The sequence below is a fragment of the Hahella sp. HN01 genome (assembly GCF_018986435.1).
Taxonomy (GTDB): Bacteria; Pseudomonadota; Gammaproteobacteria; order Pseudomonadales; family Oleiphilaceae; genus Hahella.
Genome location: NZ_JAHMIN010000004.1, coordinates 81,958 through 104,512 on the forward strand (window position 1 = coordinate 81,958; position 22,555 = coordinate 104,512).

Sequence of the window (22,555 nt, forward strand, 5' to 3'; positions counted from 1 at the left end):
AGACCTACCGGTGAAAGTTCTAATTCTATTTACCAGCAGTGAGTTAGGTGGGGCGGAACGCAGCCTTACTAAAATGGCGAGGGCGGCGACCTATTCCACTCCAAATGTTGAATATTTCATAGGGGCGTTGGATGGCGATGGCGCATGGTCTGAATGGGCTCATGGAATAGGTATGACTCCATTTCTGTTTGGAAAGCGCCAGCGAAGGCATGGACGCTTTGGGATGTTGGCCATTCTTAACGCAATAAGATTTGTTCGAGAGCGAAATATCAATATTGTTTATGTCATCGGCTTTCGGTCAGCAGTTCTCCTCAGAATGCTGCGATGGTGCATGCCTTGTGTGAAATTGGTTCAAGGTATTAGGTGGAACCCAGATTCAACAAGCAGGCTAGATGTCTGGTTTAGGCGAATAGAGAAGTACGCGCACAGGATGATTGATGGATACGTCACCAATTCAACAGCCGCTTATCGTACGTTGCAGCAACTCGGTATTCCTTCTAGCAAACTTGCTACGGCCTACAATGGCTTGGACGCCATTCCATTCAGTTTGGACGTGACAGCCAAGCCTTCACTTGTAGTTATTACAGTTGCGAATCTCAATTACCGAAAAGGTTATGAGCCTTATCTGCATGCTATTTCGAAAGTTGTGAATGTAATTCCTGACGTCAAGTTTATTTTCTTGGGAAGAGACGATTTGGGAGGAATTATACAAAGCAAGATTCAGTCAATGGATTTGACGAAGTGGGTTACTTACGCCGGATTTCAACAGGATGTAAGCCCTTTTCTCAAGGCCTCATCTTTGATGGTTTTGCCCTCTTTGTACTGTGAAGGGTGCCCTACATCCATAATGGAAGCCATGAGTTTTGGTTTGCCAATTGTGGCCTATGCAATCGATGGCATTCCTGAGCTGGTGGAGTCTGGAAAAGAAGGACTTTTAGTTGAGCAAGTCGGTAATGTTGATTTTTTGGCGGACTCTATAGTGGCTGTCTTAGGGAATACGGAATTGAGGGAGCGACTGTCTGTCGCCGCTAGATCCAAAGCAGAAACCACTTTCTCAATCACGAACTGTTGTAAATCTCATGAACAATACTGGAACAGACTGATCTATCGGACTGCGCAACTGGCCGCATACAACGGAAAGTAGTGGGCGACCAATGAATTAAAGGCTTAAGCGGCGCAGCCTATAGCGCGGCGATAAGATGGAAGCTTCTGCTTATGTGTGGAGTCTTAGGTTGGATTGGCGCTCGACTAAATGTACAGCATGCAAATCAAATGCTGGATCAGTTAACGCATAGAGGGCCGGATGATCGTGGAGATTGGTTTTATCCAGATCATAACGTTTGGCTTGGGCACAGGCGCCTCTCTATTTTGGACTTGAGCAGTGCGGGAAGGCAGCCCATGTCCAGTGAAAATGGGCGCTGGACGCTGACATTCAATGGAGAAATATATAACTTTCAACAGCTCAGGCGACAGCTTATAGAGGCGGGTTGCCAGTTTAAAGGAAGCTCGGATACAGAAGTTCTATTAAGAAGCATAGAGCGCCGTGGTGTTGTTGATACGTTGAGGCGATTGGTCGGAATGTTCGCTTTCGCCGTCTACGATGCTCATGACAGGAAGCTCTATTTGGCGCGAGACCGAATGGGGGTGAAACCTCTTTACTATTCTGTTGATAGCGACGAAATCGCTTTTTCCTCAGAACTGGGACCTTTGAAGCGTTTGCCCTGGTTTGACGCTGAGCTGAATGGCGATGCGATGCAAGCCTATTTTCGGTATCTAACTGTTCCCGCTCCAATCTCTATCTTTAAGTCGATACGTAAAGTAAAGCCTGGTGTTTTGATTGAGTGGTCGCAAACTTCCGGCGTTAAAGAGTCCGCATACTGGTCAATTAAAGAGACCGTTCGCAATGGGGTGTTAGCGCGCAAGGAGAAAGGAGGGCTTGATATCAAGGCGGTTGCGGACGAGATGGAGTCCATTCTCAGTGAGTCGATCTCCCTTAGAATGATTTCAGATGTGCCTCTAGGTGTTTTCTTATCCGGCGGCGTGGATTCCTCTCTGGTTGCCGCGATGATGCGCAAGCTTTCAAATGGCTCTATTTCTTCTTTTTCTATTGGCTTTGAAGAGCCGTCGCATGACGAGTCGGCATATGCGCGGGGCGTGGCGCGGAGCCTGAAACTTGATCATCATGAGGCTATTTTAACTGAGCGCGATGCGATTGACTTGGTTCCTGAAATCGCCGGCGCTCAAGATGAGCCTTTTGCCGATAACAGCATTATTCCTACCTATCTGCTAAGTAAATTCACGCGTGAGAAAGTCACGGTTGCACTGTCTGGCGACGGAGGCGATGAGCTTTTCGCAGGCTATCCCAGGTATTTTTGGGGCGACCGAATAAGCGCACTGAGAAAAGCGCTGACCCCGGTGGGGGCGAGGGCTATCGGTGGGCTATTAAAATTAGCGCCTGCGACATTTTGGGACAGTTTTGTCCATCGTTTAACGCGTGGGCGATATACCGGTAGCGAGGGACTGGCCTATCGAGTGGACAGATTCGCTGACTACCTGTCTACTTCGGAGAGTGATGCATACAGAAAAATAATATCTGTATGGGACTCGCCAGGGTCGCTTTTAGGCATGAGAGAGCTGTATGACTGGGGGCCCTCGATAGATCATTACCAGGGAATTCCATGGTCGGAACAGATGATGGCCTGTGACCAGGAGCATTATCTGCCCAACGATATCCTCATGAAAGTGGACTGGGCGTCTATGCGGTGCTCACTAGAAGCAAGAGAGCCGCTGCTTGACCATCGTTTGGTTGAGTGGGCTTGGACATTGCCCTTTCAGTATAAAAAGGCGGACGGCGTTGATCAGGGTAAGCGGGTGATGAGAGAGCTGTTGTACCGCTATGTGCCGTCAAACTTGATTGAGCGTCCAAAGAAGGGGTTTGGGTTGCCTATGGATCGATGGTTAAGAGGCGCGCTGAGAGATTGGGCGGAGTCCCTGCTGATGAAAACAGCATTGGAGCGCTCTTGTTTAGTGAATTTTGAATTGGTGGCGAATATGTGGCGTCGCCATCTCCGCGGTGAAAATTTCTCTTCACAATTGTGGACAATACTTGTGTTCAGAAGCTGGGAAGAAAGGGTCTTACTGAGCCGTAGAAAAGAAGTAGTTGTACCACCGGTGGCGCTTGCGTGAGCAAGTGGCCCCCGTAATACCCGTAATTATAAATTTAAAATCGTTTAAGGGGGTGTTTGGTGTGTGGCATAGCTGGCTTTTGGGACGCAAGAGCGACAACTAAAAATCCAGAAAGCGTACTGCGTAGTATGGCGAATGCTATACGTCATCGTGGCCCTGATGATTTTGGCTTATGGCATGATCCTGTTGCTGGTCTTGGATTCGCGCACCAAAGATTGTCTATTCAGGACTTATCTGAATTAGGCCATCAGCCGATGAAATCACCAAGCGGGCGCTACACAATTATTTTTAATGGTGAAGTTTATAACTTCCTTTCTTTGCGAGCTGAATTGGAGAGTTCAGGGTATAAATTTTATGGCCATTCTGATACTGAAGTTATCCTTGCATTATTTGAGCAGAAGGGGGTCAAGGAAGCATTAAAGGCAATGGTGGGAATGTTTGCTATTGCGTTATGGGATAACTTCGAGAAAAAGTTGTATCTGATGCGCGATCGATTTGGTGAAAAGCCCCTGTACTATGGAGTGAGTCAAGGCGTTTTATTATTTTCCTCCGAGTTAAAAGCTATTCGGGCGCACCCTTGCTTTAATAACGATATAGATAAAGATGTCCTGTCGACCTATTTGAGGTTCAATTATGTGCCTACGCCTTATTGTATCTATAAAGGGTTTAGGAAAGCAGTTCCGGGAACGTATATCGTCTTTAAAGGAGATAATTTTCTTGAGCCTGAGTGTATCAACTACTGGTCTGCGGTGGACGACGCTAATTCACCTCGAGACTCATTTTCAGGCGACGATCATCGCGCCATAGAAAAGCTGGAGCAGGTGTTGCTGGATACTATTAGCGACAAGATGATAGCGGATGTGCCTCTTGGCGCATTTCTCTCTGGCGGCGTTGACTCCTCAACAATTGTTGCGTTGATGCAGAAGCAAAGCTCCAGAAAGGTCAGGACATTTTCTATCGGCTTTCATGAGGATGAATATAACGAAGCGCAATTCGCGAAAGAAGTGGCGTCGTATCTGAATACCGAGCATACGGAGCTCTATGTTACGCCCGAGATGGCGCAGTCGATTATCCCCGAACTACCTTTAATATATGATGAGCCGTTTGCTGATGTATCGCAGATACCTACATATATTGTTTCGCAGTTGGCTCGCCAGCATGTAACTGTTGCTCTCTCTGGCGATGGGGGCGACGAGCTTTTTGGCGGATATACCCGATATTCCTGGGCGACGAGCATTTGGCGAGCAATGCGAAATATTCCGTTGCCGGCTCGGTTGGCTGCCCAGTCTTTAATTAGTGGTGTATCTGTTGAGCGTTGGAATAGTATCGCTGACGCGTTAAGTCCATTGACGCCAGCGCGGTTCAAACAATCGCATCCTGGCGATAAACTGCACAAGCTTGCAGGCGTTCTTGGCTCTAAAAATCATTTTGATGTTTATCACTATCTCGTATCTCAATGCAAAAAGCCGGACTCTCTGGTAGCGGGAGGCTGTGAACTTTCTACGGTGCTGAATGAGTCTAGTGTTTGGGGTGCGTTGTCGGATTTTAGCGAACAAATGATGTTGATGGATCAGCTTAGTTATCTAAGAGACGACATCTTGACCAAAGTAGATCGTGCCGCAATGGCTGTCAGTTTGGAAACCAGAGTGCCTTTCTTGGATCACCGTGTCACTCAGTTTGCATGGCGTCTTCCGGCGGCGCTTAAAGTGAGGGATGGAAAAGGGAAATGGATTTTACGACAGGTGTTATACAGACATGTGCCCGAACAGCTTATTGAACGCCCAAAAACTGGGTTTGGCGTGCCGATCGCAGAGTGGTTAAGAAAGGATTTGAGGGACTGGGCTGAGTCACTTTTATCTCATGCGGCATTGGCAGCTCCGGGTTGTTGGAATGTTGACGCTGTCAGGGAGAAGTGGAAGGAACATGTGACAGGAAAGCGGAATTGGTGGTATGAAATGTGGGGGGTGCTTATGTTCCAGGCATGGCGCTTTTCAATAGATGACAGTTTCGCCAGCAGTTCCAAGGAATATGGGAGAGAGGTGGAAACCAACGCGTAAAGGAATACGGACATGAATAGAAGAATAATATTTTGCTCTAATACTTCCTGGTACTTATTTAAGTTTAGGCGCTCTACGATAAGTCGGCTGCTGGAGGAAGGAGGGGCGGTTTATTGTTTGGCTCCCCGTGATGACTATTCGAAAATGCTGGTGGATTTGGGCGCTGAGTTTGTTGACATAAGAATGGATGGAAAAAGTGTCAACCCTCTTAAAGAGTTTAGTGTTATTTGTGAACTATACCAGGCGATAAAGCGTATAAGACCCGACTATGTATTTAACTTTACGCCTAAAATGAATCTGTATAGTGGGCTGGCGTGTAGGAGTATGGGGATTCTCTACTCGAATAATATATCTGGCCTTGGCACTGCATTTATTCATGATTCATTTGTGTATCGAGTGGCAAGAAAACTACTTGGGTTTTCCAATAAGGGGGCGCATAGAGTTTTCTTTCAAAATGAAGACGACAAAAGTCTATTTGAGCGTCTGAATCTCATCCGGCGGCAAAGTGTCGATATTTTGCCGGGGTCTGGCGTAAACACGGATGAATTCTACTTTTCCCCTCTACCTGACGGCCCAATCGTATTCTTGATGATAGCGCGTCTGATTGCAGATAAAGGTGTTCGCGAGTATGTAGCGGCTTCCAAAGTCGTCAGAGAAAAGTATCCAGATGTTAGGTGCTTATTGGTAGGGCCAATGGGAGTCAGCAATAAGACGGCTATCGCAGAGGAAGAGATTGCTGAGTGGGTGCGGAAGGAGTGGGTCGAATACTTGGGATACCAAGAGGATGTCAGGCCGCTAATTAGCCAGGCGCATGTGGTGGTGCTGCCCTCTTATCGAGAAGGTATGCCGCGGGTTGTTCTAGAGGCCGCAAGTATGGGAAGGGCGGCTATAGTAACTGACGCGCCAGGATGCAGGCAGTCGGTAGAGGCCGGTGTAACCGGATTTCACTGCCAGCCTCAGAATGCCTCTGATTTAACGAGAAGAATGCTTGAAGTCATTGAGCTTGAACGAAGCAGTCTCTCTATGATGGGGGCTGCCGCGCGAAGGAGAGTAGAGAAAGCATTTTCTGAGGTCTATGTCATTAATAGGGCGTTAGAGTGCGTTGAATCTGTATGTTGAAGAAAAAACGCTTATGTTGGCCCATGTTAGGGAGCATAGGATGGGCGCTGATGTTTGATGGTCCTAAAACACTCCCCAAGCCTTAAAAAGTTTAAGCAAAAAAATAGAAAGCGTCTAAGCTGAATAATACGATTCCCATCACTGAGGGCTTGAGCCAGATGGTGTCGTTATAGGAGAAGGTTTCCCCCCTGTCGCCCCAATGGAGGCGTATTGGGGGAGACAAAAGTTCCGGACTGGAGTGTCGACTTGCGCAATGTAAGTTAAGTAGCCGGAAAAGCCCAGTTGTTAAGTAGTACCAGCTCTTTGACGTTCGTGCTTCATGCGCGGTGGCGGACTATTAGCTGTTTTACTCACCTCTGGCTAGACCAGAGCACCATTAACTGGTTTTACTCGAAGAATAAGAAGGGTGTATGGACGCGTTATTTCAGTTGGCTTTCTACAGTTTGGTGTTGGTAGGGACAATTGTACTACACAAAATTTTAATCCCGATGTCGCAGAAGCTGGAACTGGTTGATGTGCCGGGAGGGCGTAAGTCTCATGACGGCAAAGTACCCTTGATAGGCGGCGTCGCCATGTTTTTTGGTTTTTGTGTCAGCGGCGTCATTCTCACTCATGGAAACGAATATTTTCTACTCTTAATTGTCGCCTTAGTCATTATCTTAACTACGGGTATTCTGGACGATTTAAATGAACTGGGCGTAAAGACTCGATTTGCGGCTCAGACCGCAGCGTCTCTCGTTATGATGATTTTTGGCGGTGTCTCTCTACATAGCATGGGTAACCTTGTCGGGCTGGGTGAAATCACACTGGGAGTGATGGCTTTGCCTGTAACGGTGTTCTGCGTAGTTGGCGTCATCAATGCCCTCAACATGGCTGATGGGGTTGATGGCTTGGCGGGTGGAGTCAGTCTTGTCACCTTTATGGGATTTTATGTTCTGAGCTTGTTGGGAGGGGATGGCCTGTTTAAATCAGGCATACTGCTTTTATATATAAGTGTTATTGCAGCCTTTCTATATTTTAATATGCGGGGCCCAGGACAACCGAGGGCTCGGGTGTTCATGGGAGACGCCGGAAGTATGTTTCTTGGCTTTTCGATTGCGTGGTTTTCTATTGACCTGTCGCAGGGAGACCATCAGGTATTGAGGCCTGTCACGGCGTTATGGGTATTCTCAGTTCCTTTGTTCGACACCTGCCGAGTTATGGCGAGAAGAGTTAAATTTAGGCGCTCTCCATTTACAGCTGGCAGAGACCATATCCACCATATTCTTTTGGACCATGGCGTTTCAATCAGTCGAGTTGTCTTTCTCATTGTTGGCGGACACTTTGCGTTGGTCGCATTTGGCGTCGCAGGAGAAGTGGCGGATATTCCTGAATATTTAATGTTTCCATTATTTATCCTGGCGTTTATTGCGTACAGTCTTGCTGTGAACTCGCTTGATAATAAGCGCGTCAATCAGAGTGCTTAGTTGAGAAAAATAGAGTGGCTTGCTATTTGGTCAGCTGTGTCTGGGTGGCTAATAATGTGTAGCGTTGCGAGATATAATAGGAGGAAGTGAAATAGATAACTAAGCATTAGTAATGAAAATCTTAATAACCGGCTGTACGGGGTTTGTTGGCTCCGCATTAGCTGCTGAAGCTGCGTCGCGGGGGTATTTTGTCATTGGTACTTCCCGAAAAGCTGGTCAGTGCTCACCGCCATTTCCTGGCAAAATCGAGTTGTCTCCTGCCTATGAAAGTGAACGTTGGATTGATCTGTTGCGCGAGGTGGATGTTCTTGTTCACTGCGCGGCCCGGGTTCATCAAGTAAAAGACGACGCAATCGATCCATTGGCCGAATTCCGCGCCGCAAACACTGATGCGACTAAAAAACTTGCGCAATGGGCTGTTAAATCCAGCGTTAAGAAATTTATATATTTAAGCACGATCAAAGTTAATGGGGAGGGGACTTCCCCTGGTCAACCGTTTACTTCCTGCGACTCTCCAAATCCCTCATCTCCTTATGCCTTATCCAAGTGGGAGGGGGAGCAGGCCCTGCGTGAAGTTTCTGCTGGGTCCACAATGTCTTTTGACATCATTCGTCCTCCTTTGGTTTATGGCGATGGGGCCAAAGGAAACCTGGCTATATTGGAAAAATTAGCGCGGCTGCGAGCGCCGCTGCCCTTAGCCGGAGTGGAGAATCGTCGTAGTTTAATCAGTCGCGAAAACTTGGTCGACGTCATCTTGCGCTGTGCGGAGGCGCCCTCCGTCGCTCCCGGAGCGGGAAAACTTTGGCTGGTTTCCGATGGCTATTCAGTGTCTACCAGTCAGATTTACCTTTCTTTGTGCCGCTCAATGGATATTAATGGACGTGTTTTCAATCTTCCCAAGCCGTTCAAATCGCTCATGTTCTATGTGCTTGATAAGTTGGGGATCAAGGAAAAGCTCTTTGGCAGCTTGGAAGTCGACTGCTCCGCCACGATGTCGGAGTTAGATTGGCGACCAGCTCCGGGAATACGTTGAACCGGATGCTAATTATGTTGGCTGATGCAGTCAGAAACTGAGTTGCGGCTGCCTCTTATAGAAAAAGGTCGAATTTATCTTTCCTCGCTAAGCACTTACCTTTTGAGGTAAAGGCGCTGGCGACTCTCAGTTGAATGCCGGTCCCATCAAAGAATTACAAAAAGCCGTGTTTCGGGTGAAGGGCCCCCGAAAATGCGGTTTTGCTATTTAACGGTTTATTTATGATCGGCATCGAGCACATCAGTACGTATTTGCCAGAGGGACGAGTTAACAATCTGGAGCGTCAGGAGCAGTTTAACGTCAACGAGACCTTTCTGACCGAAAAGACCGGGATGCGGTATTTGGCAGTGAAAGGAGAGGGGGAAGAAACCTCTGACATGTGCGTGAAGGCGTTTCGACGTCTGGAAGAAGAGCTTGGTCCGCTTGCCAGCGATATTGAGTGCCTTGTAGTCTGTACGCAAAACCCCGACGCCTACGGAGTTCCTCATACTTCGGCCATCGTGCATGGTAAGCTCGAGTTGCCAGTGCACTGCGCTTGCTTTGACATCTCTCTTGCCTGCTCGGGATATGTTTACAGCATTTCCATTATGAAGGCCTTTATGGACGCCAATGGCTACAAAAAAGGCGTTCTTATCACTGCGGACCCTTATTCGAAAATAATCGATATGTCCGACAAGAATACTTCCCTCCTATTCGGCGATGCAGCTACCGTCACTTTGTTCAGCGATAAGCCAAAGTGGCTGATTGGCAAGTGTGTTTTTGGCACTGACGGCACTCGTAACGCAGCTATTCGCGTCCGTGCGGAAGACCGTAAATTCGAGATGGCTGGCAGGGCGGTACTCGATTTTTGCGCCAACGTCGTTCCTGAAAATATTCACGCCACCCTGGCTCAAAACAATACTGTTTTGGGCGACATCGATAAATTCATCCTCCATCAAGGAAGCAAGTTCATCGTTGATATGGTTATCAAACGCATGAAGCTTGATCCCGCCAAAGTTCCCTTCGAAGCCGCCCAGTACGGCAACACCGTTTCCTCATCCATCCCAATGATCCTGGCTAATGAAAAAGAAGCCCGACAAGTGGTTGTCTCGGGATTTGGCGTTGGGTTGTCTTGGGGGAGTTGCGTGTTATCCCGCCTCTGTGATGACTAATATCCGCCGTTAGTGATGGCTGATTTTTTTGTTACAGATGGATACATTTTGGCGGTGATTATCGTTTCGCCGCTTATGTAAGCCCGCATTAAAACCTGTTAAACTTCGCGCCGCTGTTAAAGCCCCTGTGGCAGAAAACTACTCTGTCTAGGCTTTAAAATTGGTCGCGGCTCGCGAGGCGTTTACCGTCTTTGAAAAACTCATCGTGGTCCTATGCAGCGAGAGTCGGCCCTTTACACTGCTCTAAACTCAATGTGGAATGAGTCTTGGATACTTTGGTTTTGCTTCTTATTCTGGGTATCGCCTCCTTTTTGTTAACTGGTTGGGCTAGGCGGTATGCATTAGCAAAGAAAGTGTTAGACATCCCTGAAGCGCGAAGCTCCCATACTGTTCCTACTCCTAGGGGAGGAGGAATCTCAATAGTGCTTTGTACCCTGGCAGTGCTACCTTTTTTAGAGGTTGAATACGGATGGGTATTGTGGTGTACGTTGGCGTTGTTGGCGCTAATTAGCTACGTTGATGATCATCAGGGCCTGGGTTTTAAAGTGCGTTTGTTGATGCAGCTGGTATGCGCATGCGCACTTGTATACTTTGTGGGGGTGTCTGATAGTCTTCATTATATTCTGGGCATGAATGCCCATGTTACTGGTTTTGTCTCAATCATATTGGCAGTCTTCGGAGTAGTCTGGATTACAAATCTGTATAATTTCATGGACGGAATCGATGGGATTGCGGCTACTGAGGCAATATTTGTATCTTTGTCTTTGGTAGGTGTATATACATATTCTGGTGAATACATATGGGCTTGGTTTATGCTTGTAGTGGTTGTGGCAAGTATGGGCTTTTTATGTTGGAACTGGGCTCCAGCGAAAATATTTATGGGGGATATAGGGAGTATTTCTTTAGGATGGGTATTTGGCGCAGGAATGTTGGTTAGCGCCCAGGTAACCCAAGTGGGAGTATGGGTATATCTTATTCTAATGGGAGTGTTTATTTCGGATGCGACCTGTACCTTGCTGGCTCGATTGTTAAATGGAGAAAAGGTTTGGCTTCCCCACAGAACTCATTTGTACCAGTTGTTGAGTCTTCGTCTAGGAGACCATCGTAAAGTTAACTATTTATTGATATTCGTTAATATTGTGTGGTTGCTTCCCATGGCGTTATTCGCTTTCATGGTGGCTGATTGGGCGTGGGGCTTTGCCGTAGCGGCTTATACTCCTCTTCTGCTGATCTGCGCTATGGCGAGAGGGCGACTGATTGGAAATTCCAAGGCTGAGGAATGTTAAAGTGCTGGAAACACTGCTGAATGCCTCAAGGCGAACCAAGCGAATACTTTCTGTAATTACTGACTCACTATTCATTCTGATTGCTTTTTGGGCGGCGATGAGTTTGCGAATGGATGAGATCTACCTTAATTTTGACGTAAAGCAGGTTGGTGTTCTTGGAATTACCATTACGGCAAGTATTTTCTTTTTTGTCCGTCTTGGGTTGTACCGAGCGGTGATTCGCTTTATGAGCAATCACGCAATGATGGCTGTGTTTATTGGCGCCTCTTTCTCTGGTCTGGTGCTGGCAAGTATGGGCTTTTTAGTTAAGGCGTTTATTCCCAGGTCAGTGCCTTTTATGTACTGGTGTTTTGTTCTCCTGATGGTAGGTGGGTCCAGAATGCTTGTGCGAGCATATTTGCACAATAAATTAGTGAAGCCTAAAGAGAAAGTTATCATCTATGGCGCTGGACATGCTGGGGTCCAATTGGCCATAGCCTTGTCGCAGGGTAGTGATTACCAGCCGGTGCTTTATGTCGATGACGACAAGCGTAAGCAGCGAAGTATCGTGCAAGGGCTGCATGTGTATTCGCCAACAGAGCTTGATGAGCTTATCAAAGACTATAAAGTTAAGAAGGTTTTGCTGGCCATCAGTGATGCGCCGCAAAGCACAAAGCGCTTAATACTTCGATTTCTGGAGCCATTCCCTGTGGAGGTTCTTAAAATTCCCAGCTTTACAGACTTGATCGAAGGTAAGTCAAAAATTCAGGAGCTCCGAAGCGTAGAGATCGAGGATTTGTTGGGGAGAGATTGTGTCGAGCCGGATATGGAATTGATGCATTCATGCGCTCAGCATAAGAATGTTATGGTGACTGGCGCGGGAGGGTCAATAGGTTCTGAGTTGTGCCGCCAACTGGTCAGGTTGTCGCCAACAAAGTTGGTTCTTCTGGAGCAATCTGAATTTGCGCTTTATGAAATCACCAAGTCGCTATCGGAAATCTGCGCTCTAAGAAAGCTTAATGTGGATTTGATTCCTATTCTAGGGTCAGTCACTAATAAGGATTTAATCGGAAGCGTAGTCGCTAACTATAGTATTCATACCCTTTATCATGCTGCAGCCTACAAACATGTGCCCATTGTAGAGCGAAACTCTATTGAGGGCGCAAAAAATAATGTGCTAGGCACCTATTATGCTGCGCTAGCAGCAAAGACGTACGGTGTAGAGAAGTTTGTACTTATTTCTACAGATAAAGCTGTTAAGCCTGTTAATGTTATGGGGCAGACCAAGCGTGCAGCAGAGATTATCGTGAGGAAAATGGCGGAAAAGCCATCCAAAACGACATTTTGCTCTGTAAGATTCGGTAATGTGCTAGGTTCCTCTGGCTCTGTTGTCCCTCTATTTAGGGACCAGATCAAGAAGGGGGGGCCGGTAACTGTGACTCACCCTGATGTTACTAGGTTTTTCATGACCATTCCTGAAGCGGCCCAGTTGGTGATTCAGGCGGGAGGAATGGCTGACGGTGATGGAGAGGTGTTTGTATTGGACATGGGGACGCCCATTAAAATAAAGGATCTTGCATATAAAATGGTTCATCTTATGGGCTTGGATGTTAAGGATGACGCTAACCCAGATGGCAACATAGAGATTGTGTACACCGGGCTTCGTCAGGGAGAAAAGCTTCATGAGCAGCTTTTTGATGAGGAAGATGGATTTGGCACATCTCACAGCCGGATTTGGCGTGCAAGACAAACTAAGATGAGAGATTTTAATATGGAAAGCTATGCTGCTGCTTTGCTTAAAGCATGCGAAGCGCAGTTGGAAGAGGTGGTCAAAAAACTGCTTAATCAAATAGTGGAGAGCGACACAGTGCAGGAACAAAGCTATAAAAGTGTTGCACTGACTCAATACCAAGGTAATGTGGTGGGCCTTGTTAAGTGAGGTCGCGGGAAGAGTCTATTGGGTTGTATCCTCAAAAAGTGCAATTTCTGTAGAAATAACCTAGTCGCTAGCCGCAGTGCTATTTGATTAAAACGTTTTGGTTTTTAGTGGCTAGGCTCAACTTGATTGTGCTTGGCTATATGGCTTGAGCCATTAATTGTGAGTATAGAGTATGAAGATATTAGTGACCGGCGGTGCAGGGTTTATTGGTTCCGCGGTAGTTAGATATATTATTAATTGCACTGATGACAGCGTGATAAATATAGATAAGCTAACCTATGCCGGTAATTTAGATAACTTGGTGGATGTCGCAGACAGTAATCGTTATGAGTTTATTCGTGCAGACATTTGTGATCGCACTGCAATAGCGAATGTATTCTCGCAATACAAGCCTGATGCAGTTATGCATTTAGCTGCGGAGTCGCATGTAGACCGCTCGATCGATGGGCCGGGTGATTTTATTCACACTAATATTGTTGGGACTTACACGTTATTGGAAGAAGCTCGTAAGTATTGGCTTCAGTTGCCAGTGGAGCGGAAAGAAGTATTTCGCTTTCACCATATCTCTACTGATGAAGTATTTGGCGATTTGGATGGGGTTACAGACCTTTTTCGCGAAGACACGCCATATGCGCCCAGTTCACCCTACTCAGCAAGTAAGGCTAGCTCCGATCATTTAGTTAGAGCATGGGGGCGCACCTATGGTCTGCCTGTAATTGTTACAAACTGCTCTAATAACTATGGTCCTTATCACTTTCCAGAAAAGCTAATACCTCTCATGATTCTCAATGCGCTGGAAGGTAAGTCTTTGCCTGTTTATGGACAGGGGGATCAAATAAGGGATTGGCTATTCGTTGAGGACCATGCTGCAGCTTTGTACAAAGTTGTGACTGAAGGTGGAATTGGGGAGACATACAATATTGGTGGTCATAACGAGAAAAAGAACATCGAAGTTGTGCGGGCTATTTGCCAGCTATTAGAAGAGCTGGTTCCTGTTAAACCTCAGGGCGTATCCTCCTACGAAGAGCTGATCAGTTTTGTAAAAGATCGGCCTGGTCACGATGTTCGTTATGCTATTGACGCATCGAAGATCCAAAGAGAATTGGGCTGGTCTCCTACAGAAACGTTTGAAAGTGGGTTAAGGAAAACCGTGGAGTGGTATTTGTCTAATAGGTCGTGGTCACAAAGAGTTCTGGATGGCTCATACAAAGGTGAAAGGTTAGGGCTTGCTCAGTAGGCGCGGGCTATTCAGTGGCCGCATTGAGTTACGACAGATTGTTATGCTCTTTAGAGTATGTTGGGGGAATAGATAGTTAGGATGAAAGGCATTGTTTTGGCAGGTGGGTCGGGAACTCGGCTACACCCGATTACAAGGGGGGTTTCCAAGCAGTTGCTCCCAATCTACGACAAACCGATGATTTATTACCCGATTTCAGTGTTAATGTTGGCTGGAATAAGGGAAATTCTCATCATTTCAACCCCAGATGACTTACCATATTTTAAAAAGATGTTGGGTGACGGTGGAGACTTTGGCGTTGCATTTGAGTATGCCGAACAACCTTCTCCTGATGGGCTGGCTCAGGCTTTCATAATCGGCGAAGACTTTATCGGCGATGATAGTGTGTGCTTAGTGTTGGGCGATAACATTTTCTATGGTGAGCACTTCTCTGATAAGTTGAAAATGGCCGCCAAGAAAGATAGGGGCGCCACGGTATTTGGTTATTTTGTGAATGACCCTGAGAGGTTTGGCGTTGTTGAGTTTGATCAGCAAGGGAGAGCGGTTTCAATTGAAGAGAAGCCGGAGATTCCTAAATCAAATTACGCAGTGACTGGATTATATTTTTACGATAATGATGTTATAGATATCGCAAAGTCGGTCCGGCCTTCAGAAAGAGGAGAACTAGAGATCACTTCTGTTAACAGAGCGTATCTGCAGCGTGGAGACCTTAATGTTACTCAACTTGGGCGTGGGTTTGCGTGGTTGGATACGGGGACTCACGACAGCTTGCTGGAAGCTGCGCATTTTGTAAAAACAATTGAGTCCAGACAAGGCCTTAAAATTGCCTGTTTAGAGGAGATTGCTTTTCATAATGGATGGCTGTCTAAAGATAGGCTGCTGGAGCAAGCAAGTGGGTTGTCCAAGACGGGCTATGGGCAATACTTAATGCACTTGGTCGAAAAGCAGCTTTGATTTATTAGTTATGAAAGTTATACAAACGAAGTTGAGTGGCGTTGTAATTATTGAGCCCAAGGTATTTGGCGATCATCGTGGCTTTTTTATGGAGACTTATCAGGCCTCTAGATATCGCGACGAAGCGGGTATTGATTTGGCGTTTGTACAAGACAATCACTCTCGCTCTGGGCGGGGAGTATTACGAGGTTTGCATTTTCAAAAATCGAAGCCTCAAGGTAAATTGGTTAGGGTGACTCAAGGGGAGGTCTTCGATGTGGCGGTAGATCTGCGTAAGGGGTCGCCCACCTATGGCCAATGGGAAGGTGTTATTCTTTCTGGAGAAAACCATCTTCAGTTCTATGTGCCTCCTGGGTTTGCGCATGGCTTCTGTGTTTTGAGTGAGACAGCGGACTTTCAATACAAGTGTACCGACTATTACGACCCTTCTGATGAGGGTGGTTTAATCTGGAATGATCCAGATATTGGCGTAGTTTGGCCAATAGATAGTCCAAATTTGTCGCAAAAGGACTTGGTATTGCCAACTCTGCGTGACCTCGAGGTTAGCTAATGGAAATTATGGTGACCGGCGCAACTGGCCAGTTAGGTTGGGAGTTGGCCAGAAGTTTGTCGATGCTTGGAAGGGTTCACGCACTGGATAGGCGTCAATGCGACTTGAATGACCCAGGCTCACTGAGGGCGGTGGTAAGGGATATTAAGCCTGACATGATTGTAAACGCCGCTGCCTATACAGCTGTAGATAAGGCTGAAACGGATGTCTCGGGGGCGATGCGTGTTAACTCTGAGTCGGTGGCTACTCTGGCTGAAGAAGCTAAGAATCTTGGAGCGCTATTTGTTCATTACTCAACAGACTATGTTTTTAATGGCGAGAAAGGGTCGCCATATACCGAGATTGACTTAGTTTGTCCTATAAATTCCTATGGTGCGAGTAAGCTTTCAGGTGAGAAGCTAATCGAGCAAATCGGGGGGGACTACCTAATATTCCGGACCAGCTGGGTATATGCCTCGCGGGGTAAAAACTTTCTGCTCACCATGCTTAACTTGGCGCAATCCAGAGAGTCTTTAAGCGTGGTGTCTGACCAGAAAGGGGCCCCTACTTGGGCGCGAGATTTGGCGCAAATGACTTTGTTGTCGACATATAGATCCATTAATGCGATGAAAGATGGCGGATTTAAGTCCGGTATTTACAATCTTGCATCTTCGGGGGAGACCTCGTGGCATGGCTTTGCCAGCTACCTTATTGAAGAGTTCAGGTCTCAGCTCGGAGATGATGCAGGTCGAGTGATCGTTAATGAAATTAGTGAAGTAACCACTGACTTTTATAAGACTGATGCAAAGAGGCCTGCATACTCCAAACTGGACGCCTCAAAATTTGAAGAAGCTTTTCAGGTGCGCATGCCTGACTGGAAATACTCATGTCGCTTATGCATTGCCGATGTAGTGTCAAGCTTGATGAGATAGCCACTGATCAGTCGCTAATTAACCTCCCTTTTGATGTTTCGATGCTTGCTGAGCAAGGAGTTATGTCTGCTGTTGTACTCAAAGCAGGAGGGACTTGTGGTTGAGTATGCTGTAGATTTGTATATGTTAAGTTGTTGAGCGGCGATTAGTTAAGGGCTTTTAAGCGCATGAGGAGTGTCAATACCGAGGGCGATGCTTGCAACCTTTCTGTGTCATGTGTGGTATATAACCCAGACTATGAATTGCTTGGTAAGTGTCTTATTTCTTTGTCGGAGTCTATTCGCCTACTTGGGGTTAGCGCCAGAGTTTTTGTCGTGAATAATTCCGAAAGCGATGCTCTGGAGCTAGAATCTTTTTTGCAGAGCTTGGGGAGCAAATGTTCTTTTCCTTTGGAGCTTGTTTCCGGGCATGGCAATGTTGGATACGCTCAGGGAAATAATATTGTTCTAGATAAGATTAAGTCAGAATATCATCTTATACTAAACCCTGATGTTGTTCTGGCTTCGGGCGCGCTGTCTAGAGGCTTGAAGCAATTGACGGGCGACTCAAGTCTGTCGCTGGTGGCTCCAGCTTCGTATGATTTTTTTGGTGGGCCCATACAGTACCTATGCAAGCGCTACCCATCCTTCCTGGTCCTTTTTCTTCGGTTTATTAAGTCGCCGTGGTTAAACGCTCGTTTTAGTCGCGCACTATCAGAGTATGAATACAGACACGAGACTGACTCTGGAGTCAGTTTTTCTCCCGAGATAGTCAGCGGCTGCTTTATGTTATGTCAAACTTCAGCTTTGAAGAAAATTGGCGGTTTTGACGAGCGCTTTTTTTTATACTTTGAGGACTTTGATCTATCGCTGAGGATGGGGAAAGTTGGTAAAGTGGTTTATTTGCCGGAAATGAAAATTCAGCATTATGGGGGAGGCGCAGGGCGTAAAGGATGGAAGCACGTTAGGATGTTTATCGTATCTGCTGCTAAATTTTTCCATAAGCACGGCCTAAAGTGGATCTGACCTTATCAATTTTGGGGAGTAGCAATGCTTACTGCGATCATTCTCTGTGGCGGCTCAGGCACGCGCCTTTGGCCATTATCCAGAGAAACCTATCCTAAGCAGTTTTTAAGTTTGGCGGCTGATGGCAGTCTGTTGGCTGAGACAATCGCCCGAGTGGCGGCGGTTGATAGTGACGCTCATTTAAGCGTGGTCTCCAACGAAGATCATCGCTTCCTGGTGGCGGCTACATTGCAGGTGCAGTGTCCGTCCACAAAGAAAAATATCCTTTTAGAACCATGCGCCCGCAATACTGCGCCGGCTATCGCATTGGCTGCGTTGGATGCATTGGCGTCGGATGCGCAGGCGGTATTGTTGGTGTTGCCAGCGGATCATGTTATTCGCAATGTGCAAGCATTCGCTGATGCAGTGCGCACAGGTGAGCAGGCGGCTGCGCAAGGGAAGTTGGTGACCTTTGGTATCGTACCGGATTCCCCGCATACGGGTTACGGGTATATCAAAGCGGATGTTGGCGACAAAGACTGGGCTCCGGTGGAGCAGTTTGTTGAGAAGCCGGATCTGGATACGGCCAAGAGTTACGTGGATTCTGGAAGCTATTTCTGGAACAGCGGCATGTTCATGTTCCGTGCGGATCGTTACTTGGAAGAGCTGAAAAAGTTCCGGGCGGACATCTACGAGGCTTGTGCTAAAGCTTATGCCAGCAAGTCCTCTGATTTGGACTTTGTGCGCGTGGACAAGCAGGCGTTCTCTGATTGCCCGGATGACTCCATTGACTATGCGGTGATGGAAAAGACGTCCGACGCAGTCGTGATTCCTCTGGATGCGGGATGGAGCGATGTGGGCTCTTGGTCGACGCTGTGGGAGATTCAAGATAAAGACGCATCCGACAATGTGTGTCGCGGCGATGTAATCACTGAAGACGTGGAAGGCTCTTATATCCATTCCGAAGGTCGCCTGATCGCAGCGATTGGCCTGAAAAATCACGTGATTGTTGAAACGGATGACGTGGTGCTGGTAGCGGACAAAGAGCGTGTGCAGGATGTTAAGAAGCTGGTGGCGCAGGTCAAGCAGCAGAACCGCGCTGAGCACCGCTTCCACAAGAAGGTGCACCGTCCCTGGGGGACTTACGAGGGCATCGCGATATCCGATCGCTTCCAGGTGAAACGCATTGTAGTGAATCCTGGCGGCACGCTTTCCCTGCAAAAACATCATCATCGCGCAGAGCACTGGGTGGTAGTGAAGGGAACCGCAAGCGTCACCCGCGGCGATGAAGTCATGCTATTGAGTGAAGATCAATCTACCTATATTCCGTTGGGCGTTGTGCATCGCCTGGAGAATCCAGGGGTGATTCCGCTTGAGCTCATTGAAGTGCAGACAGGAAGTTATCTCGGTGAAGATGACATTGTGCGCTTTGAAGATACGTACGGACGATCGTAAGCCAAGACTGAAGCGCACCGGACGGTGCGCTTTTTTACTATCTACTCAATAGTCGCAGCTCAGTGGCTGCTCAGGCATTCCAGCACTCTCTTCACCATTCCCCGATAGTAGTCTGAATACGTTGTGTATTCGCTTCCCATGGGATCTATTTCAGTGATCGCCAGGTTGGGGATTGTGAAAAAGCGGTCTATGGCTGAGGCTCGATACTGTGGCTCGACCACGATGCAGGCTTGCAAAGAGATAGCTTTGGCCTTGATATCCGAGAGATGGCGGGCACCAGGAGAGGTTTCGGGTTGCAGCGCCACGACATCTACGACATTCAGACTTAACTCATTGGCGAAATAATTAAACCCATTGTGATAGGTAAGCAGGTTCCTGTTATTAAGCTGCTGCGCAGCCATTTGCGAAGCGTCAGCCAGCTCCCGCATCTGTGTTTGATATTTTCTAGCCAGCGCCTGGTAATCGGCGCCGATGGGGTCTATCCGGGAGAGCGTCTCCGCCAGATCCAAGGCGATGGCGCCAGCTACATTCGCGCTTAGCCAGACATGAGGGTCGTGCGCTCCATCGTGGTTGTGATCATGGGAGTCGCTGTGTTTTGACTGATTAAACGCCAGCAGTAGCGTATCCTGGCTGCTCTCGAGATAACTGAGGGCGTCCACTTTCTCCAGCTGTATGTATTTCTCCAGGATTTTCGGAAGAAATCGCTCCAGCTCCGGCCCCACCCATAGAAACACGTCCGCCGCCTGCAGCCGTCGCGCATCGCTGGGTTTGAGCTGATACATGTGGGGACTGGCCATTGGTGGGAGCAAATAGTCCACTTGCACGGCGTCGCCGAATGCTTCATTGACGATCAGGCTCAATGGCTTGATTGACGTGAGTACTTTGATTTTTTCTCCCGCTTGAACGGGCATGGTGAACAGGCAGAGCAATAACAGCGCCTGGAAAAATTGCGATAGCGAACGAATGATTAACTGCATGACTTTTGAGTGATACGGCGTTACGCCTTGAGAGTTTCTGGAAAGGTTATAACATAACATTATACAAATAACCCGAGGCATTTGATAGCTATTGCGCTAAACTCTGCGCGAGTTTGATAAAATTGGTATATGCTTGTCTTAGAACGAAAATCAAGGGAATAGAATACTATGCCTCCAAAATTTGGTGCTCGCAGTGGCATATTGACGTTAACCATAAAAGACAAAGCAGTGCTTTATGCTGCTTACATGCCTTTTGTTCGTAATGGCGGTCTGTTTATTCCTACCTCAAAGAACTATCAATTGGGCGATGAAGTCTTTCTGTTATTGAATCTGATGGATGAGCCGGAAAAGATTCCGGTGGCGGGTAAAGTTGTCTGGGTGACGCCCAAGGGCGCCCAGGGAAACCGTGCAGCCGGTATTGGCGTGCAGTTTAACAGCGATGATGAGACAGCGAAGAACAAGATCGAGACCTATCTTGCCGGAGCGTTGAACTCCGACCGCCCGACGCATACTATGTGATTGCGCGCCGTTCAGTTTATGCCGGAGGCCGGCTGATTCGGCCTCATGCTCTGAGCCAATTCCTTTTTCTACAGACCACACTTAAAGATGTTGATAGATTCCCATTGTCATTTGGATCGCATTGATCTGTCCCAGGCCGACGGCGATTTGACCGTCGCTTTGAACCAGGCGCGAGCGCGTGGTGTATCCGGTTTCCTCTGTGTTGATATCGACCTGGATAACTTCAATGACGTCTACCGTATCGCCCAAGCTTACGACGATATCTGGTGCTCTGCGGGCGTTCACCCATTAGCCAAAATGAACGCAGTGGATTTGAGCACTGATCACCTTACGCAGCTGGCGATGTCCGGCGATAAGGTGGTAGCTGTTGGCGAGTGTGGGCTGGATTACTACTACGATCAGGACAGCAAAGCCAACCAACAGGAAATGTTTGAAAAGCAATTGAGTGTGGCGTGCGATATCGGCAAGCCGGTCATCGTGCATACTCGGGAGGCGCGGGAAGATACGCTTCACCTGTTGAGAAAATACTCAGCTAAAGGACTGCAGGGGGTTTTGCACTGCTTCACCGAAAGTTGGGATATGGCGAGAGCCGCGTTAGATCTGGATTTCTATATTTCGTTTTCCGGCATTATCACCTTCCGCAATGCGGAAGAGCTGCGAGAGGTGGTCAAGCAGACGCCGATAGAGCGCTTGCTGGTGGAAACCGACTCTCCTTATCTGGCGCCTGTTCCTTATCGAGGCAAAAGCAACCAGCCCCAGTGGGTGGTGGAAGTCGCTCAATGTGTGGCGGATTTGAAGGGATTGTCTTTGGATAAGACGGCGCAAGCGACCACCGACAACTTTCATCGCTTATTCAAAACGCGACAAAGCGCTGAGGGTAGCTGAAGTACGCCATGGATGAACTGACCCTGCAACTTCCCCATATTAAACTGGCGGCATTACGTTGGGGGGAAGGGCAGCCGAATAAAATTCTGGCGCTGCATGGGTGGTTGGATAACGCTGCGTCATTTTCCTTTCTGGCGCCTCGTTTAGCCGCTGCTGGCTACGAGGTCGTCGCTGTGGATCTGCCTGGTCACGGCTACAGCCAGCATCGACCACTCGGGTCCAGCTACCATTTGCTGGATTATCTCCATGAGGTGGATCAGGCGCTTATCGCTCTCGGATGGAATCGTCCTATTTTGTTAGGGCATTCATTAGGCGCGGTGATCAGCTCGTTATATGCGGCGGCGGCCCAGGATCGTATTGCCCGTTTGATACTGATCGAGGCCTTGGGGCCGGTTGCTGCGACTCCCAATGAAGTTCCCGCCAATCTAAGTAAAGCCTTGGCCAAAACCCGCACCAAATCAGGTCAGAAAAAGGTCTATTATACCATTGAGAAATTAGTGGAAGACCGGCAACGCGGCTTTGGCGGGCTGTCGGCGGAAGCCTCCCGCATTCTGGTGGAGCGTAACATTCAGCCGGTGAGGGACGGCTGGGTATGGCGTACGGATGCGCGCTTGCGTTGGCCCTCATACTTACGTTTCAGTGAAGAGCAGGTGAACGCTTATCTGCGCTCCATTTTGACGCCAACTTTGCTGGTGGCGGGGGATAAGGGGTTTATTTCGCTCGATTCTGAGAAAAATGCGAGGATTGAGGCCTTGGCGGCGGCGAGAAAAGAAACTCTTCGTGGCGGTCACCACTTGCATATGGATGGAGATGTCGACGGTCTTGCGCAAATCATCGATGATTTTTTGGGTTGATCCTGGACGCATAC

At 47.8% G+C, this 22,555-nt stretch carries 19 protein-coding genes; 18 read left to right on the forward strand and 1 reads right to left on the reverse strand.

The window, feature by feature from the left end; genetic code table 11:
• Positions 1-10: 10 nt before the first annotated feature.
• From KP814_RS33330 to KP814_RS05395, 15 genes are all read left to right on the forward strand, one after another.
• Entirely contained in the window at positions 11-1,144 is a 1,134-nt protein-coding gene (locus KP814_RS33330) for a glycosyltransferase family 4 protein (protein ID WP_216735780.1), read from the forward strand.
• A 71-nt stretch (positions 1,145-1,215) separates the two neighbouring features.
• The gene (asnB, locus tag KP814_RS05330) at positions 1,216-3,186 is read left to right on the forward strand and encodes an asparagine synthase (glutamine-hydrolyzing) (protein WP_216735781.1); all 1,971 of its coding nucleotides are present in this window, start codon (positions 1,216-1,218) and stop codon (positions 3,184-3,186) included.
• A gap of 59 nt (positions 3,187-3,245) precedes the next feature.
• The gene (asnB, locus tag KP814_RS05335) at positions 3,246-5,243 is read left to right on the forward strand and encodes an asparagine synthase (glutamine-hydrolyzing) (protein WP_216735782.1); all 1,998 of its coding nucleotides are present in this window, start codon (positions 3,246-3,248) and stop codon (positions 5,241-5,243) included.
• Between the two features lie 12 nt (positions 5,244-5,255).
• The gene (locus tag KP814_RS05340) at positions 5,256-6,362 is read left to right on the forward strand and encodes a glycosyltransferase family 4 protein (RefSeq protein WP_216735783.1); all 1,107 of its coding nucleotides are present in this window, start codon (positions 5,256-5,258) and stop codon (positions 6,360-6,362) included.
• 410 nt (positions 6,363-6,772) lie between these two features.
• Positions 6,773-7,828: an MraY family glycosyltransferase gene (locus KP814_RS05345; RefSeq protein ID WP_216735784.1), complete on the forward strand. Its 1,056-nt coding sequence runs from the start codon at positions 6,773-6,775 to the stop codon at positions 7,826-7,828.
• 112 nt (positions 7,829-7,940) lie between these two features.
• On the forward strand, positions 7,941-8,861 hold the full coding sequence (locus KP814_RS05350; protein ID WP_216735785.1) for an NAD-dependent epimerase/dehydratase family protein: 921 nt from the start codon (positions 7,941-7,943) through the stop codon (positions 8,859-8,861).
• A gap of 221 nt (positions 8,862-9,082) precedes the next feature.
• Complete coding sequence (locus KP814_RS05355; protein ID WP_216735786.1) at positions 9,083-10,012, forward strand: ketoacyl-ACP synthase III; 930 nt, start codon at positions 9,083-9,085, stop codon at positions 10,010-10,012.
• Positions 10,013-10,278: 266 nt separating this feature from the next.
• Complete coding sequence (locus KP814_RS05360) at positions 10,279-11,298, forward strand: glycosyltransferase family 4 protein (RefSeq protein ID WP_216735787.1); 1,020 nt, start codon at positions 10,279-10,281, stop codon at positions 11,296-11,298.
• Position 11,299: 1 nt separating this feature from the next.
• Positions 11,300-13,216 (forward strand): polysaccharide biosynthesis protein, encoded by a 1,917-nt coding sequence (locus tag KP814_RS05365; RefSeq protein WP_371824032.1) that lies wholly within the window; start codon positions 11,300-11,302, stop codon positions 13,214-13,216.
• 172 nt (positions 13,217-13,388) lie between these two features.
• Positions 13,389-14,453: a dTDP-glucose 4,6-dehydratase gene (gene rfbB / locus KP814_RS05370; protein WP_216735788.1), complete on the forward strand. Its 1,065-nt coding sequence runs from the start codon at positions 13,389-13,391 to the stop codon at positions 14,451-14,453.
• Positions 14,454-14,534: 81 nt separating this feature from the next.
• Positions 14,535-15,407, forward strand: coding sequence for a glucose-1-phosphate thymidylyltransferase RfbA (rfbA, locus tag KP814_RS05375; RefSeq protein WP_216735789.1), 873 nt, complete (start codon positions 14,535-14,537; stop codon positions 15,405-15,407).
• A gap of 10 nt (positions 15,408-15,417) precedes the next feature.
• A complete protein-coding gene (gene rfbC / locus KP814_RS05380; RefSeq protein WP_216735790.1) occupies positions 15,418-15,957 on the forward strand; it encodes a dTDP-4-dehydrorhamnose 3,5-epimerase in 540 nt (179 codons plus the stop codon).
• Positions 15,957-16,868 carry a dTDP-4-dehydrorhamnose reductase gene (gene rfbD / locus KP814_RS05385; RefSeq protein ID WP_216735791.1) on the forward strand — a complete coding sequence of 304 codons (912 nt, stop codon included), beginning with the start codon at positions 15,957-15,959 and terminating at the stop codon, positions 16,866-16,868. The genes rfbC and rfbD overlap by 1 nt, the downstream gene beginning before the upstream one ends.
• A gap of 314 nt (positions 16,869-17,182) precedes the next feature.
• Entirely contained in the window at positions 17,183-17,872 is a 690-nt protein-coding gene (locus tag KP814_RS05390) for a glycosyltransferase family 2 protein (protein ID WP_371824033.1), read from the forward strand.
• Positions 17,873-17,896: 24 nt separating this feature from the next.
• Positions 17,897-19,306, forward strand: coding sequence for a mannose-1-phosphate guanylyltransferase/mannose-6-phosphate isomerase (locus tag KP814_RS05395; RefSeq protein ID WP_216735793.1), 1,410 nt, complete (start codon positions 17,897-17,899; stop codon positions 19,304-19,306).
• 59 nt (positions 19,307-19,365) lie between these two features.
• Here the strand turns inward: KP814_RS05395 and KP814_RS05400 are convergent, their stop codons facing one another.
• Positions 19,366-20,283 carry a metal ABC transporter solute-binding protein, Zn/Mn family gene (locus KP814_RS05400; protein ID WP_216735794.1) on the reverse strand — a complete coding sequence of 306 codons (918 nt, stop codon included), beginning with the start codon at positions 20,281-20,283 and terminating at the stop codon, positions 19,366-19,368.
• 168 nt (positions 20,284-20,451) lie between these two features.
• Between KP814_RS05400 and KP814_RS05405 the strand changes: the two genes are divergently transcribed.
• The 3 genes from KP814_RS05405 to KP814_RS05415 all read left to right on the forward strand — a co-directional run bounded on the left by KP814_RS05405 (position 20,452) and on the right by KP814_RS05415 (position 22,541).
• The gene (locus KP814_RS05405; RefSeq protein WP_011396293.1) at positions 20,452-20,802 is read left to right on the forward strand and encodes a PilZ domain-containing protein; all 351 of its coding nucleotides are present in this window, start codon (positions 20,452-20,454) and stop codon (positions 20,800-20,802) included.
• Between the two features lie 87 nt (positions 20,803-20,889).
• Positions 20,890-21,687: a TatD family hydrolase gene (locus KP814_RS05410; protein WP_216735795.1), complete on the forward strand. Its 798-nt coding sequence runs from the start codon at positions 20,890-20,892 to the stop codon at positions 21,685-21,687.
• Between the two features lie 8 nt (positions 21,688-21,695).
• Positions 21,696-22,541 (forward strand): alpha/beta hydrolase, encoded by an 846-nt coding sequence (locus KP814_RS05415; RefSeq protein WP_216735796.1) that lies wholly within the window; start codon positions 21,696-21,698, stop codon positions 22,539-22,541.
• The last annotated feature ends 14 nt before the right edge of the window (positions 22,542-22,555 follow it).